The organism is Baaleninema sp. (assembly GCF_049974805.1).
In the GTDB taxonomy this organism is placed as follows: Bacteria; Cyanobacteriota; Cyanobacteriia; order Cyanobacteriales; family Geitlerinemataceae; genus Baaleninema.
Genome location: NZ_JBNGCO010000026.1, coordinates 13285 through 27803 on the forward strand (window position 1 = coordinate 13285; position 14519 = coordinate 27803).

Here is a 14519-nt window from a genome sequence, read left to right on the forward strand (position 1 = left end):
CGTATCTCACTTCGGATAAGTCCATTATAGGCTCATTTTTAGCTCTGTCAACTACTCAGCCAAAAATGAGTCAGAACTAAACTGCTACCAACGTTTCGGAGGTTTCACTCTCTATGGCAGCTACGCTAAAACCCTCTCGCCAAGGCTTAGAACTGGTCGATCGCGCCCGTCGGTACAAAGGATGGCTGAAGTCTTCCGATGACTGGTGCGATGCTGCTTCGACTTCGCGAGCGACGCTGAAACGGTTTTGGCGGGGATTACCGATTCGATCGCAAACCTTTATCGCCATCTGCGAGGCGGTGGGGACAAACTGGCAAGAAGTAGCAGAGACGGCAGAAACGCCGCTGGCCGACCGTCCGCACCCACACATTCAAAAGCCAGTTGTTGATTTCTTCGCCTATGATGAAGCCTGGGTCGGGCGAGAAGCCCTCGTCGAAGAACTGAGCCAACAACTGTGCCAATCCTGTCGAATTCTGGTCTTGCTCGGTATTACCGGAATCGGCAAAACCGCCCTCGCCGAGCGTATCGCCGTCGCCTTACACGAGGATTGGATGGCAGGCGATTGGCAGTCCCTTCTCCGTGAAAACCTGGAAAACGAACGTCAAGCCACAGACTTCGCCAGCGTGGCAACTCGTTGGTGGCAAGGCTGGGGGGTTCCCGTAGACGACTGTAAAGATACGGAGCAGCTTTTACAACGCACGATCAATCGATTTATCGAGCAGCCGTACCTCCTCATTATCGACTCACTCGAACTGATCCTCACCGGAAACGAAGAGGAGGGATGGAGCGATTTCCAAGACCCCTGGTGGGCGCAGTTTTTCGAGGGCATCTTAGCCGCCGAGTCTTGCGCGAGTCGCTTCGTTCTCACCTCTCAAGACTTCCCCGGACAGCTGCCGCCCCGCTATGAAAAGTTTTGGACTTGTCAGTTCGTCAGCGGGCTGACCCAGGAGGAGCAGTTGGCGCTCTTTGCTAAAACTGAGCTAAAAGTGAGTCAATCCGATCGACCGTATCTAAAACGGATCGGTTCGGCCTACGAAGGACATCCCCTCGCGTTACGAGTTATTGCAGGTGAAATTACCAATGCTCCTTTCAGTGGAAATGTGGTAGCGTACTGGAAGAAGTACGGACGAGAAATAGAGGAAGTCGAAAATGCGATCGCGGAGGCAAAAACTGGTGCAACCGCTTCTGCAAGCGATCGATGGCAACTGCACCAATGCACGCGGCATTTACGCCTAAAAGTGCGAGACAGACTCGAGCGAACCTTTGCCCGCCTCGAACGAGAAGCTCGCAACGCCTATCTCTTGCTTTGCGAAGCTTCGGTTTATCGAACTGCTGTACCCGAAGACTTTTGGCTGAGTCATCTCGAAGATTGGGAGTGCGACGAATTCGCCCGTAATCTTGCCCTCGAAACGCTCCGAGATCGCTATCTCGTGGAAGAAATTGTCGAACACGATCGCATTTTACTCCGACAGCACAACCTCATCCGCAGCGTTGCACTCAAACACTTACAGCAACTCGATCTCGACGATGGAGAATCGCCCAGCTAAGTCAGACGCCGAGGACCTCACATCCGCTTCTTTTCGGGATGGGATTCTCCATCGTCTCGGCTTGCAAGCAGCACGGCTCAAATCCATCAGCCCTCGCTGGAAACGAACCCATTACCGAGCAGTTCTTAACTGGTTAAGCCGCTACAACCCCGCCCCAGACGCCTCCAACCTCGATCTCGTGCGCGGTTACATTGAAGCCTTTCGCCATTTGTGCGAAATTCAGGATTGGGAACGGGCGCAACAAATTCTGTTGTTGCGCCTGAACACCCCCACTGGCGACGAACTTCACAAACAACTGGAAGTGTGGGGCTACTATCGCGAACAAATCGAACTGTACGAACAGTTACTCGGAAAGTGCGATCTCAAACTCGATCTCATCTGTTGGAAGGGATTGGGAACCGCCTATTCCTATCTCGGAAATTACCAAAAAGCCATCGACTGTCACCAAAAGCATTTAGAGATCGCGCGGATTCTCGGAAACCGACAAAGCGAAGCCATCGCCCTAGGAAATTTAGGGTTGGAATATTACTATCTCGGCGAGTACCAGCGGGCGATCGACTATCACGAACGCACCTTACAACTCTCTCGCGAAATCGGCGATCGACTCGGAGAAGGCCAAGCCTTGGGCAACCTGGGGTTAGCCTATCACGCCTTGGGAGATTACGCCGCCGCCATCACCCAACACGCTCGAGATCTCGACATCGCGCGGGAGATGAACGATCGCCTCGGAGAAGGCCAAGCCTTGGGAAATCTCGGCTACGCTTATTATGCTTTGGGAGATTACCCTCAAGCCCTCCAGTGCGAGCGTCAGTACCTTGAAATTTCCCGAGAAATTAGTTTTCGCGAAGGAGAAGGGATCGCTCTTTCTAATTTAGGAGAAACCTACATCCGACTCAATTGCTACCAAGAGGCTCGCGACGCCCTAGAAGAAGCCCTCGACATCGCCCAAGAAATTGGCGATCGACATGGAGAAGCCGAAGGCTTGAAAAACCTCGGAGAACTCTACCATCGACTCGGCGATCTCAAATCGGCGAGAGTCTATTATCAACAAGCCCTGACCATTTCCCTAGGATTGGGAATTCCCCTCGCCGACGAATGCAAAAGCTTACTGGCTCAATTGCAAAACTAGAAACGCCGTTTAAGTCGAATCCCCCGTCTGCTGTGAGTTTTCCACCAGTTTCGTCGCCAAGTCGATTTTCGCTCGCACCACCTCCACCGAATGTTCTTCCGTCTGCGTACTTTTGAGAATTTCCATGGCCATCCCCACCGCGTTAATCCGCTCCAACGCCTGCGAATACCGGGCGCTTTCCTGGTTCGTAATTCGGTAAATCACGATAAACGTCGCGCCGATAAAATTCGCGAGAATTCCCGCTAAAATGCCCAAGCGACTACTGTTCGGGGGACTTTTTAGCCCACCTCCCTGACTGAAAGATTCTGCCGTAATTTCTGTTCCTTCTTCTGCCCGTTCTTCTAAATTAGAATGCGGCGTTGCTACGACAGTATTTCTAGGATTTTCCAGCGTTTCCGTTCGAGTCACCTCATCGATATATAAAGCGTTCAAAGAGTTTCCGAACTCTAACATCAAGGACAATACAATGACGATAAATCCTGAGAATATTGCGATAAGACTCACCCAAAAAATTGCTTTGGATTCTACGAGATTTCTTTGATAATAGTGTTCGAGATTGGCACTGGCCATATCCCAGCTATAATTTTCGAGCTTTTCTCGTGCGTTTTTGATGTTGCTATCGACTCGTTCGAGATTGCGGTCTTGTTCTAAGTTTAACTCGTGAATCAGTAAAATCGTTACGCCGATACTTAAGTTGACAGCAAAGCTAATCGCGGCTATCCATAAAAAAACTCGAGCGTTTTTTATTTTTATTTCATACTTCTCGAGACTGCTGCGATCTCGTTCGCTCATTTCTTGTAGTAATTGGAATTTTTCGAGGTATTTATGGGATTTTGTGTCTATATATTTGAGTTCTTTTTCTTTAAAGTTCTCGTCAAAAAAGGATTTATATATTGACTGCAAAAAGATGTCTTTTTGGGATAGATTTATCGATTTTGCGTAAGAGGATCTTTCGCGACTTCTAAGCAAATGCGCGGCTTCATACATATCTTTTAAATCATGGTGTTTTTCTTCGATTATACTAGAGTTATCATTGCCCGAAATAGCCCGATTCAAAAAAATCATAAATCCATCTATTTTTTGATGCTTGTCAGACAACCAGAAATCGGAATCAAAATCGGAATCAAATATTGATATTCTCTCAAATTCTGAAACAGCATTTTCTTTCGATGTGCTATCTCCATTTTCCAGGGGGTTGGCCGATGAATTTTCGCTATTATTAAAATTGTGATAATCAGCAAGAAGATCTGCTTGCAAGCGTTGAGTTCTTTGGTGAATATCCTGTAAGCTCGAGTAAAATTGATGGAGATCGAATAAAACCTTAGAAAAAGCCAGTTTTTCTGAAACTTGCTCTTTGTCGGTGGTTTGACGCGACTGATAAAGCGTACCGCCTACAATTCCCAAGCCCGAAACCATTAAAATGACCAGCCAAACAATCCACCAAAACTTCGATCGACAATACTCTTTTAAGACAGATCGCCGTGTTTCCCCAGACGAAGGACAGGCGATCGCTCCACCTTCAAACATAACGTTATCCCGAGAACCCGAATTTTCTGGAAGACTGTCCATAGCCCTTTCTCCAAAAGCGATCGAATAGGTTCGAGTCACGTCTGTAGCGTGAATCTCACGAGAAACTGGGAATCTTCAAACTCTCAACCGTCCAAACCCGTGAATTTGCTAGACGGCGACTTCGCAGTAGATCTCTACAGTTCCCACACCTTCCGCTACATCAGTATTAATACTTAATCCCCGGTTCGATCGCGAGTGTCCGGACAAAAGCTTGGTCTCTCTGAAACTCCTCCCCATTAAAAAAGCCCGTTCTCGCGAACGGGCTTCTCTCGAACACCGAAAAATTGCCAAAACCAACGGTTTATCTGAAACCCACGGCGGCTTGCCAAACGAACGCCAACAGCAGGAAGAACACCGGAATAATCGGAAGAACGTCCACGAGGGGATCGAAAATTTGATACGCTTCGGGCAGTTTGGCAAAAAGCAGAGCTGCTTCCATGTTGTTAAATCCTTCGATCGACAAGTTTTCTCATAATCCAAACAAATATTAACATAAGTGTTTCGTTTCCCTGGGAATGTAACGTTACGTTAAGCAGAGGCAGACAGCCAAGGGGCGAACTCCGTAGCGAAGCGTCCGTCCAAAATAGCTTGACGAATGCGTTGAGTGAAGCGAACCAGTTCCGTTACATTGTGCAACGAAAGCAACGTATAGGCCAGCAGTTCCTGAGAACGCACCAAATGGCAGAGATAGGCCCGCGTAAAATTCTGGCAAGTATAACAGGAACAGCTTTCATCGAGGGGGCGATAATCTTCGCGGAACTTGGCGTTTTTGAGATTCCAGCGTTCTCCTTGGACGAACGCCGCCCCATGTCGCCCCAACCGGGTGGGAATCACGCAATCGAACAAATCGATCCCCGCCGCGATCGCCTGCGCCATTTCCCGATAGGTTCCCACTCCCATTAAATACCGAGGCTTGTATTCCGGTAGTAGGGGCGTCGTGGCGCGAACGATTTTCTCAATAAGTTCCGGTGGTTCTCCGACGCTGACGCCGCCGATGGCGTATCCCGGTAAATCCAACTGTTCCAGAGACGCCGCCGCCTTCGCCCGTAATTCTGGGTAGACTCCGCCTTGAACGATTCCGAACAGGGCTTGGTCTTCCGGGCGCTTGTGGGCGTCGATACAGCGACGGAGCCAGCGTTCCGTGCGTTGGGTGGCTAAGTCCACCGCCTCCGGCGAGGCGGGGTAGGGGGGACATTCATCGAAAGCCATAATAACGTCCGCCCCCAGAGCGTTTTGAATGGCGATCGACCTCTCCGGCGTTAAATGAATCATCGAACCGTCGCGGGGCGATCGAAACGTGACGCCCTCTTCCGTAATCGATCGCATTTCGCTGAGGCTGAACACCTGAAACCCGCCCGAATCCGTTAAAATCGGACCGTCCCAGGCCATAAACCGATGCAGCCCTCCCGCACCGGACACGATGTTCTCTCCCGGTTGCAGGTGTAGGTGATAGGTATTGGCCAGCACCATCTGCGCCCCCGTCGATTGCAATTGGTCGGGCGTTAAGGTTTTGACATTGGCCAGGGTTCCCACGGGCATAAAACGGGGCGTTTCGACGATACCGTGAGGGGTGACGAACACTCCCGCCCGCGCTCCCGTGTCCGGACATTGGGCTTGACAGTGATAACTAAATCGATCGCTCAAAAGTTAGTCTGAATTCCACGAAAGTTTACAAAAAAACTATCTTATCGCGAAAGCCCCAGGGTGTCTCGAACGGGGCTAAATTGAGGTTTCGTTACAAGAAGGAGACCGACAGTCGCCGTAGCTCTCAACAAATTGCTATAGTTTAAGGGAGCGAGCTGTAAGCTAAGTCTTAAATATTTCCGGTCCATCGACCTCGGAGACTTTTTCTTCAACAGTCGGCGATCGACAAACAAGCATGATAAGTTAATATCGTGGGGATTGCTGTGACCCAACCGCGCAACCGTCTCGAAAACCGACTCGGAGTAGGTCTCGTCTACAGTCCTGCTGCTGAGGTCGAAGGGGGCTAACCAAACATGGCTAAATCCGACGATTTGTATGTGGCCGAGCAAGCGCTCTACGAGCATTTGCTCGATTTAGTAAAAGTCGAGCAGCCCGACCGGCTACTCGATCGCTTTCGGTCCCTGTTCGTACAAGGATCGGGATATCCCGATCCCGAAATTGCAGCAATCGTTCGCCAAATTTCTCGAATCGACGAAGCCGAACGGGAATTTAACAGCGTCCTCAACCGCTGCTGCCACATTCTCATCAACCACTGGCAGATGGACAGCAAGTCCCAGGCGGCGATTCCCCAACTCGTCAGCACCATCGATACCTCCGGAGAGCGTCGGATGCACTCTCGGGAAGCTCGACGGTTGCAGCTTTTATTGGGCCAGTTCAAAGAAAGCGAAGAGTTCGTTACCCTTCAACGGCTGGTTCAGGTGGTCGATCGCACCGAAGACCGCAGCCAACCCCCCGAACAGCGCCCCCTCAGTACCCTCATCGGGCGGTATCCCTACCTCTACAACCATTCTTTGCTCAGCGACAGCAGCAGCTACGAACACCAACAAACCATCCAACAGCTTCAAGCCAAGAAACAGCGACAGTACGAAATTCACCTGTCAAAGTACGTCACATACAAGGTGCGACGGGCGCAACTGGCGCGTCAAAACCCCAAATTGCTGAAAAACCAGCGCATCATCAAACCCGTTCGCAACCCGACGTTACTCGAAGATCGGGAACTCTACTTAGCCGTCAAGCAGTTCGCTGGACGGGCTGAAGGCTCTTATACCTATAAAGATTTGGCGCAGAACTTCCGCACCCACACCAGCCAAACCCGCACCTACCGGGAGTTTAAAGAAGACCTGTTCGAGTATCTCATCACCACCGTTGACGAAGAATACGGCAAACGGCAGTTTTACGAAAAACTGTACCAACATCTGATGAATACACTGCCGCAGTGCGACAACCAAAAACCAACAGACTTCTTGATTATTCGCACCTGTAGCCAGTTGTTAAACTTCCTGGTGGTGGAAAGCCCCCAAAATCCCAATCACTACGTCTTAATCGACCTGCTGTCCAACATCGGGCCGACGTTCGTAATGGCGTTACTGCTGAAAATCCTGTTAATTTGCCGCAAAGTGCGGCCGCACCTGGAAAAACGCTTTGCCATTTTGTTCGATCACTACGACCAATCGACGCGAGAAGCCGTCCAATGGCTCATCAAATCCCTGGAAAACTTGCAAGTCGCTCTGAGTACCAACTTCGGCTCAGCAGACTTGTCGGTGGTGAGCCAAGCCTCTTAAGCTTAATATCGAAGGCAGAAGCTCCAAAATGAGATCCAAAACGAGATCCAAAACTGAGCCGTTCTCTCGAAGGTTAGGAGGTTAGAACTTCCCAACCCTCAACAGTCTTCACTCGCCACTCTTCCCTCATCACTGATTATGTCGTCTCCCCGTTCATCAGACTTCGAACGAGAACTCGACGAAGCCATTTTTAGTTTTTCCGACATTCAAGCCGAACTGCACTACAAACAGGCCAAACAGGCGTTACACGAGTTGGTCGATCGACTCGATTTGAGCGATCGCGAACGGACAGGACTCGAAGAACAGATTCGCGGCTTAGAATCGACCCTTGACAAACTCGAGTCTGATGTGGTACAGATTGCCGCCTTCGGAATGGTGGGACGGGGTAAATCCTCCCTCCTCAACGCCCTCGTGGGGAAACCCGTCTTTGAAACCGGACCGTTGCACGGCGTCACCCAAGCCAGCCAAAGCGTCGATTGGACGCTGACGCGGGACAGCCTGGGCGAGGGGTTAGAAGACGTTTTACAGGTGTCGCTTCCCAGCGTGGGAACCTCCCGCATCGAACTGGTGGACACGCCGGGACTCGATGAAGTCGATGGGGAAACTCGCGCCGAACTGGCTCATCGCATCGCCAAACGCGCCGATTTGATTTTGTTCGTCATTTCCGGCGATTTAACCCAGGTGGAATACGACGCCTTGGTGCAGGTGCGGGAGGCGGGGAAACCGTTGATTTTGGTGTTTAATAAAATCGACCAGTATCCCGAAGCCGATCGCAATGCCATTTACGACCAAATTCGCAACAAACGGGTACGTCAACTGTTGACGTTCGATCGCATCGTCATGGCCGCCGCTTCGCCGTTGGTGGCGACTGCGGTGCGCCGTTCCGACGGAAGTACCGGGGTGACGCTGCAACCGGGAACGCCCCAAGTGGACGAGTTGAAACTGAAAATCCTCGATATTCTCGTTCGCGAAGGAAAGTCTCTCGTGGCCCTCAACAGTATGCTCTACGCCGACGAAGTGAACGAACAAGTCGTCCGGCGTAAAATGGACATTCGCGATCGCAGCGCCAATCAGATTATCTGGAACGCGGTGATGGCGAAATCCCTGGCGATCGCCCTCAACCCCGTTACCGTGGTAGACATTCTCACCGCCGCCACCATTGACGTAGCGTTGTTGCTGTCCCTCTCGCGGTTGTACGGACTTCCCATGACCCAAACCGGGGCGATCGATCTTTTGCAAAAAATCGCCCTCAGCATGGGGGGAATTAGCGCCAGCGAACTCCTGGCGAACTTGGGATTGAGCGGCTTGAAAAGCGTGTTTGGCGTCGCTACCCCCGTCACAGGCGGCCTCGCCTTCGGCGGTTACGTTTCAGTGGCGGTGACTCAAGCCAGCGTCGCCGGGGTTTCCACCTATGGAATCGGTCAAGTGGCGAAAACCTATTTCGCCAACGGAGCCTCTTGGGGTCCAGAAGGTCCGAAAGCCGTCGTCCGTCAGATTTTGGATTCCCTGGACGAAACCTCGATTCTCAGCCAGATTAAAGAGGAGTTACAGCAGAAATTGGTGGTGCGATCGGGATGATGGTGCGATCGGGATGATGGTGCGATCGCACCATCATCTACTCCTCAGAATCGTCGGATTTATCAGACTGACCCGAGCCGTTACTTTCCTCGTGTTTTCCAACAGAATTTGAAGAAACCATCGCTCCCATCGCTAACTCTTCGCGAACTTTCAGCTCGATTTTCGCCGCAAATTCCGGGTTTTCCATCAAATAGCGAACCACATTATCGCGACCTTGACCGATATTGTCGCCCTCGTAGTTGTACCAGGCGCCGCGACGTTTGATGATGCCCGTTTCTTCTGCTAAATCCAGCAAACAGCCCAGTTGCGAAATACCTTGACCGAAGAGAATATCGAATTCAGCAATACGGAACGGCGGCGCGACCTTGTTTTTCGCCACTTTCACTTTTGCCCGAATTCCGTATTCTTCCGACCCTTTCTTGAGGGTTTGAATGCGGCGAATATCCAGACGAACCGAACAGTAGAACTTGAGAGCGTTTCCCCCGGTGGTGGTTTCCGGGTTTCCGTAGCTGATGCCGATTTTCTGACGCAGTTGATTGAGGAAAATGACCGTACAGCCGGATTTTCCGATGTTTCCGGTAATTTTCCGCAGGGCTTGGCTCATCAATCGAGCTTGTAACCCTACGTGGGCGTCGCCCATATCGCCTTCAATTTCCGCCCGAGGTACCAACGCCGCTACGGAGTCGATGACGACGAGATCGACGGCGACCGATCGCACCAACTGATCGACAATTTCTAACCCCATCTCTCCCGTATCCGGTTGAGAGACGAGTAAATTTTCGATATCGACGCCCAAGGCGGCGGCGTAGGTGGGATCGAGGGCGTGTTCGGCGTCGACAAAAGCGGCGATTCCGCCGGATTTTTGCACTTCTGCGATCGCGTGTAGCGCAACGGTGGTTTTCCCCGAACTTTCCGGACCGTAAATTTCGATGACCCGTCCTTTCGGTAAACCGCCCCCCAAGGCTAAATCGAGGGTCAGCGCACCGCTGGGAATGGTTTCGACTTTCATGCGAGTCGAATCGCCCAACCGCACGATCGCCCCTTTCCCGAAGGAGCGTTCGATTTGGTTGAGAACCATATCTAGGGCTTTCTGCTTGTCGGAATTTTGGGTGATTTGAGTCGCCATGCTTGCCTCGATCGAGTTGCGTTTACGTTGCCTTGATGTTGCGTTGACTAGGGATGCGAGAGCGCGATTTCGCAGCAGATATCCTATTCTAGTACACAATTCCTAAACGCGAGTCGCCGCAGGCACATACGGCTAAAACCCTTATGCTGTAAAGCTTTCTCCCCCCCCCTTTTCTTCTGCTTTTTACGGCTCGCGGTTCGCGGCTCGCTGTAAAAGCTCCCTCTCAAAAAAATATGACTTCCGATCGCCCGCAATTTCTCGAAAACGCTCTTTCCGTGGCTGGACTGACGGACTACATTCAAACGACGCTGCAAGAGGACCCCCAATTACGAAGTTTGTGGGTGGTGGGGGAAGTCTCGAGCGCCAAAAAACACGCTTCCGGTATTTTCTTCACTCTCGCCGATCCCGGTGACAACAGCAGCATCACCTGCGTGGTGTGGAAAAGTCAGATCTCCCGACTGACGGCGTTTCCGACAGCGGGGGAACAAATGCTGATTTTGGGAAGCCTGCGACTGTATCGCAAACAGGGACGCTATCAACTGAGCGTGTGGCAAATTCTCCCTGTCGGAGAAGGATTCCAGGCGTTGCGTTACCGTCGGTTGCGGAACCGCCTCGCAACGGAAGGACTGTTCGACGCGGAACGGAAGCGATCGCTCCCCCGCCATCCCCACACCATCGCCGTCGTCACTTCCCCGCAAGCGGCGGCGTGGGGCGATATCCAACGAACCCTGGTTTCCCGCTATCCGGGGTTGCGGGTGTTGCTGTCGCCGACATTGGTACAGGGCGATCGCGCTCCCCAATCCATCGTCAAGGCGATCGATCGCGTCTCTCGAGACGGACGCGCTCAAGTTCTCATTTTGGCGCGAGGCGGGGGCGCGACGGAAGATTTAGCGGCGTTCGACGACGAACGGGTGGTTCGAGCGATCGCCACCTGTGCGATTCCCGTCATCACCGGAATCGGACACCAGCGAGACGAATCTCTGGCCGATTTGGCGGCGGATTGGTGCGCTCATACCCCCACGGCGGCGGCGGAACGAGTGGTTCCGGAACTGGCGGTGTTGTGCGACGAACATCGCGATCGACAGTTTCGCTTACATCGAGCGGTGGTGGCGCAACTGCAACAGGCGCGATCGCAGGTTCAGCAATTGCGCCAGCGGTTGAGTGGGGTTCCGGTACGCCGCCAACTCCAGCAAGAACGCCAACAGCTCGAACGGCTCGATCGCCAATTGCGCCAAGCAGTACGCTATCGTCTCCAACAAGCGCAACAACACCATCAATTATTACGGGAAAAACTGGCAGTTCTCGATCCCGAGGCGGTGTTACAGCGAGGATACGCGGTGGTTCGGGGAAGCGACGGCGAAATCCTGCGATCGCCTGCGGAGACGAAAATCGGCCGGGTGTTGACGCTGCAACTGGCGCAAGGTCAGGTTAAGGTGAAAGTAACGAAACTCGATCCGTAATATTGGAGACTCGTGTATCGCCGCAGTGGGAAGAGGTCGTGATGGAAGAGACTTGGAACTACGAAGCCACAGTAGACAACATCGAATCGATTATCAGCCGCATCGAATCGGGAGATTTGCAACTCGAGGAAGTCTTCGAGCAGTTCGCCACGGCTTCCGAACAACTCAATCAGTGCGATCGATTCCTCTACGAGAAGCAGCAGCAGTTAGATTTGTCGATCGAACCCCTTGATTATAGAGATGAGGGGATGAGGGGGTGATGGGGTGATGAGAAATTCTCAATTATTAATTATCTCGAACAATCGCTTCACTTTCTCCATATCTTTATCTCCCGGCGATCGCTCGACACCGCTCGACAAATCGATGCCGTCGGGGTTTAACTGAGACAGAGCCAAGGTGACGTTATCGGGGTTGAGTCCTCCGGCGAGAAACCAGGGACAGGGAAACTGAAAGTTCTGCAAACTCTCCCAATTCAGGGTTTTTCCTGTTCCGCCGAGTTGTCGGGAGTCGTAGGCGTCGAGCAACACCGCATCGACAACCTCGCAATAATCAGAGATGCGATCGAGATCCTGGGAACTGCGAATCCGCAACGCTTTAATCAGTTCCACTTGGGGAAGGCGCGATCGCACCCCTTGACAAAATTCCGGGGATTCGTCCGAATGGAGCTGTACCCCCGTCAGCGGCGTCGCCTCAACCACCCGACAAATCTCCTCTACACTCGTTTTCGCAAACACGCCAATTCGATCGATCTCCCTGGCTTCCCGAAGGGATAGCGCCTTGCAAATTTCAACAATACGGTCGATCGCCACGTAGCGAGGCGAAGCCGACACGCAGATAAAGCCCAACGCCGTCGCCCCCAGTTCGGCAATCGCTGCACCCTGTTCCGGTTGCGTAATCCCGCAAATTTTGACCCGCATTATAGTTTTTTGACTTCTATCATATCGAAGCCAATTTTAGAACAATTCGTATTAAAAATTTAATTAAGTGTTAAAAAATTCAACAATTCGAGCAGTCGGCCGGGGCTTTCTTTATAATTCCTACAATTCCGTGAAACGTTCTGTGAATTTTTTAAAAGGAGCCAAGTTTTGATGAACGCTGATTTAATTGCTGCTGCAACGGGATTGAGTTCCCCCTGGTCGGTCAACGTTGGCATTATTATGATTCTTTGTAACCTATTTGCGGTGGCGATCGGACGCTTTGCCATCCAACAGCGGGGTGTGGGTCCGGCGCTTCCGGTGAACGTTCCCGGTTTGTTTGAAGGCTTCGGCTGGGCGGAACTGCTGGCGACCGCGAGTTTAGGTCACATCCTGGGCGCGGGAATCATCCTCGGCTTGGGGGGAACGGGGGCGCTGTAAGTCACCCATCGGAATTCTCAATTTGGACTCTCATAGAGAGAGGGGGGGAAACGAGACAGTATCGTTTCCCCTTTTTTGCGATCGCCCCCGTCATAACTTCCCGATGGCGTCTTTAAACTTCCTTAAACCAAGGCTCGAGCGGCAACCCCCGAAAAAAAGAGATTAAAATAAAGACATACCCCGACGGCGCGTCCCGCGTGAGCTGTGGGGTCGAACCATAGGGCGTCAAGCAAAATTCAGGAACGTTTCATGCAATCAGGAACGCGAGTCGGATCGCTATTTGGAATTCCGTTATACATACATTCTTCCTGGCTGTTTATCGTTGCCTTGTTTACCTTAGCCAAAGGGATTGCATGGCAAGAAATTTATCCCGACTGGGGAGAAACCTTAGCCTACAGCGTGGGATTTGCCAGTTCTCTTTTGCTGTTTGGCTCAGTTCTCTTACACGAACTCGGTCATAGTTTAGTGGCGCTGTCTCAGGGCATTAAGGTTAACTCGATTACCTTATTTTTGTTCGGCGGAATCGCCGCCATCGATCGAGAATCCAAAACCCCCGCCCAAGCCTTCCAAGTAGCCATCGCCGGGCCTTCTGTGAGTTTCGGACTCTTTGTCCTCTTAAGCTTGGTGGCGTGGTTTTTACCGGAAGGCGATACCCCGATCCGTGTGTTAACAGAAAACCTGGCGCAAATCAACTTTGTCCTGTGCGTGTTTAACCTCATCCCAGGATTGCCCCTCGACGGCGGACAAGTTCTCAAAGCCTTGGTGTGGAAAATGACAGGCGATCGATTCAAAGCAGTACGCGCAGCCGCGAAAACGGGATCGCTTCTCGGCGGAGTGGCGATCGCCTTCGGACTGTTTCTCACCTTTACCGGATATAGCGGCGGTCTCTGGATTGCCCTCCTGGGCTGGTTTGTCCTGCAAAACGCCAGCGCCTACGATCGACTCACCGCCGTTCAACAAGTTCTGAGTACCACCCCCGTCTCGGACGCCATGACGCGCCACTTCCGCGTCGTAGACGCTCACCTGACCGTTCGGGAGTTTACCGATCGCTATCTCCTCAGCGAACTGTACGACAACCGAGACGCCAAACACCAAGCCTATTTCGCCGCCTCCGAAGGGCGCTATCGCGGGGCGATAAACGTCGATGACTTGCGATTTATCGATCGCGCCGAGTGGGAACGGAAAACCCTCACCGACATCGCCCATCCCCTCGAAGAACTCGTCACCGTGCGGGAAAACACGAACCTTCTCAACAGCATTTCCGTCATGGAAAGCCACAAGCTGCGAGATTTGATGGTTCTCACTCCCGCCGACGCCATCGCCGGAATTGTCGATCGCGGCGATATCGTGCAAACCGTCGCCGAAAAAATGGGGATGAGCGTTCCCAAAGCGGAGATCGATCGCATCAAAGCCGAAGGAAAATATCCCTCCGGTTTCCCCCTCCACAACATCGCTTCCAATACCACTAGCGACTCCTAACCCCCCGTCT

General features: G+C 52.1%; 13 protein-coding genes. 8 read left to right on the top strand and 5 right to left on the bottom strand.

Going from position 1 to position 14519, the window contains the following annotated elements; translation table 11 throughout:
- Positions 1–113: 113 nt before the first annotated feature.
- Positions 114–1547 (top strand): ATP-binding protein, encoded by a 1434-nt coding sequence (locus ACP5D4_RS07385; RefSeq protein WP_428010987.1) that lies wholly within the window; start codon positions 114–116, stop codon positions 1545–1547.
- A complete protein-coding gene (locus tag ACP5D4_RS07390; RefSeq protein ID WP_428010988.1) occupies positions 1528–2676 on the top strand; it encodes a tetratricopeptide repeat protein in 1149 nt (382 codons plus the stop codon). The genes ACP5D4_RS07385 and ACP5D4_RS07390 overlap by 20 nt, the downstream gene beginning before the upstream one ends.
- 9 nt (positions 2677–2685) lie before the next feature.
- On the opposite strand, the gene ACP5D4_RS07395 is transcribed toward ACP5D4_RS07390, so the two are convergent.
- From ACP5D4_RS07395 to tgt, 3 genes are all read right to left on the bottom strand, one after another.
- A complete protein-coding gene (locus ACP5D4_RS07395) occupies positions 2686–4245 on the bottom strand; it encodes a hypothetical protein (RefSeq protein ID WP_428010989.1) in 1560 nt (519 codons plus the stop codon).
- 301 nt (positions 4246–4546) lie between these two features.
- Positions 4547–4684 (bottom strand): photosystem II reaction center protein K, encoded by a 138-nt coding sequence (locus tag ACP5D4_RS07400; RefSeq protein WP_017659909.1) that lies wholly within the window; start codon positions 4682–4684, stop codon positions 4547–4549.
- An 89-nt stretch (positions 4685–4773) separates the two neighbouring features.
- A complete protein-coding gene (gene tgt / locus ACP5D4_RS07405; RefSeq protein WP_428010990.1) occupies positions 4774–5889 on the bottom strand; it encodes a tRNA guanosine(34) transglycosylase Tgt in 1116 nt (371 codons plus the stop codon).
- 353 nt (positions 5890–6242) lie between these two features.
- On the opposite strand from tgt, the gene ACP5D4_RS07410 reads away from it, so the two are divergent.
- Both ACP5D4_RS07410 and ACP5D4_RS07415 read left to right on the top strand, forming a co-directional pair.
- Entirely contained in the window at positions 6243–7511 is a 1269-nt protein-coding gene (locus ACP5D4_RS07410; protein WP_428010991.1) for a hypothetical protein, read from the top strand.
- 138 nt (positions 7512–7649) lie between these two features.
- The gene (locus ACP5D4_RS07415; RefSeq protein ID WP_428010992.1) at positions 7650–9089 is read left to right on the top strand and encodes a GTP-binding protein; all 1440 of its coding nucleotides are present in this window, start codon (positions 7650–7652) and stop codon (positions 9087–9089) included.
- 37 nt (positions 9090–9126) lie between these two features.
- On the opposite strand, the gene recA is transcribed toward ACP5D4_RS07415, so the two are convergent.
- Entirely contained in the window at positions 9127–10215 is a 1089-nt protein-coding gene (gene recA, locus ACP5D4_RS07420) for a recombinase RecA (RefSeq protein WP_428010993.1), read from the bottom strand.
- 233 nt (positions 10216–10448) lie between these two features.
- Between recA and xseA the strand changes: the two genes are divergently transcribed.
- Complete coding sequence (gene xseA / locus ACP5D4_RS07425) at positions 10449–11675, top strand: exodeoxyribonuclease VII large subunit (protein ID WP_428010994.1); 1227 nt, start codon at positions 10449–10451, stop codon at positions 11673–11675.
- 2 nt (positions 11676–11677) lie between these two features.
- The gene (xseB, locus tag ACP5D4_RS07430) at positions 11678–11935 is read left to right on the top strand and encodes an exodeoxyribonuclease VII small subunit (RefSeq protein ID WP_428010995.1); all 258 of its coding nucleotides are present in this window, start codon (positions 11678–11680) and stop codon (positions 11933–11935) included.
- 18 nt (positions 11936–11953) lie between these two features.
- On the opposite strand, the gene ACP5D4_RS07435 is transcribed toward xseB, so the two are convergent.
- The gene (locus tag ACP5D4_RS07435; protein ID WP_428010996.1) at positions 11954–12592 is read right to left on the bottom strand and encodes a phosphoribosylanthranilate isomerase; all 639 of its coding nucleotides are present in this window, start codon (positions 12590–12592) and stop codon (positions 11954–11956) included.
- A gap of 171 nt (positions 12593–12763) precedes the next feature.
- Between ACP5D4_RS07435 and psaK the strand changes: the two genes are divergently transcribed.
- The gene (gene psaK, locus ACP5D4_RS07440) at positions 12764–13030 is read left to right on the top strand and encodes a photosystem I reaction center subunit PsaK (RefSeq protein ID WP_428010997.1); all 267 of its coding nucleotides are present in this window, start codon (positions 12764–12766) and stop codon (positions 13028–13030) included.
- Positions 13031–13279: 249 nt separating this feature from the next.
- On the top strand, positions 13280–14509 hold the full coding sequence (locus ACP5D4_RS07445) for a site-2 protease family protein (protein WP_428010998.1): 1230 nt from the start codon (positions 13280–13282) through the stop codon (positions 14507–14509).
- Positions 14510–14519 lie beyond the last annotated feature (10 nt).

What these genes read in the sequence shown, in the direction of transcription:
- ACP5D4_RS07435 (WP_428010996.1), bottom strand. Translation starts at nt 12,592, where the DNA reads ATGCGGGTCAAAATTTGCGGGATTACGCAACCGGAACAGGGTGCAGCG.
- psaK (WP_428010997.1), top strand. Translation starts at nt 12,764, where the DNA reads ATGAACGCTGATTTAATTGCTGCTGCAACGGGATTGAGTTCCCCCTGG.
- ACP5D4_RS07390 (WP_428010988.1), top strand. Translation starts at nt 1,528, where the DNA reads ATGGAGAATCGCCCAGCTAAGTCAGACGCCGAGGACCTCACATCCGCT.
- ACP5D4_RS07400 (WP_017659909.1), bottom strand. Translation starts at nt 4,684, where the DNA reads ATGGAAGCAGCTCTGCTTTTTGCCAAACTGCCCGAAGCGTATCAAATT.
- ACP5D4_RS07410 (WP_428010991.1), top strand. Translation starts at nt 6,243, where the DNA reads ATGGCTAAATCCGACGATTTGTATGTGGCCGAGCAAGCGCTCTACGAG.
- ACP5D4_RS07395 (WP_428010989.1), bottom strand. Translation starts at nt 4,245, where the DNA reads ATGGACAGTCTTCCAGAAAATTCGGGTTCTCGGGATAACGTTATGTTT.
- xseA (WP_428010994.1), top strand. Translation starts at nt 10,449, where the DNA reads ATGACTTCCGATCGCCCGCAATTTCTCGAAAACGCTCTTTCCGTGGCT.
- ACP5D4_RS07385 (WP_428010987.1), top strand. Translation starts at nt 114, where the DNA reads ATGGCAGCTACGCTAAAACCCTCTCGCCAAGGCTTAGAACTGGTCGAT.
- ACP5D4_RS07415 (WP_428010992.1), top strand. Translation starts at nt 7,650, where the DNA reads ATGTCGTCTCCCCGTTCATCAGACTTCGAACGAGAACTCGACGAAGCC.
- recA (WP_428010993.1), bottom strand. Translation starts at nt 10,215, where the DNA reads ATGGCGACTCAAATCACCCAAAATTCCGACAAGCAGAAAGCCCTAGAT.
- ACP5D4_RS07445 (WP_428010998.1), top strand. Translation starts at nt 13,280, where the DNA reads ATGCAATCAGGAACGCGAGTCGGATCGCTATTTGGAATTCCGTTATAC.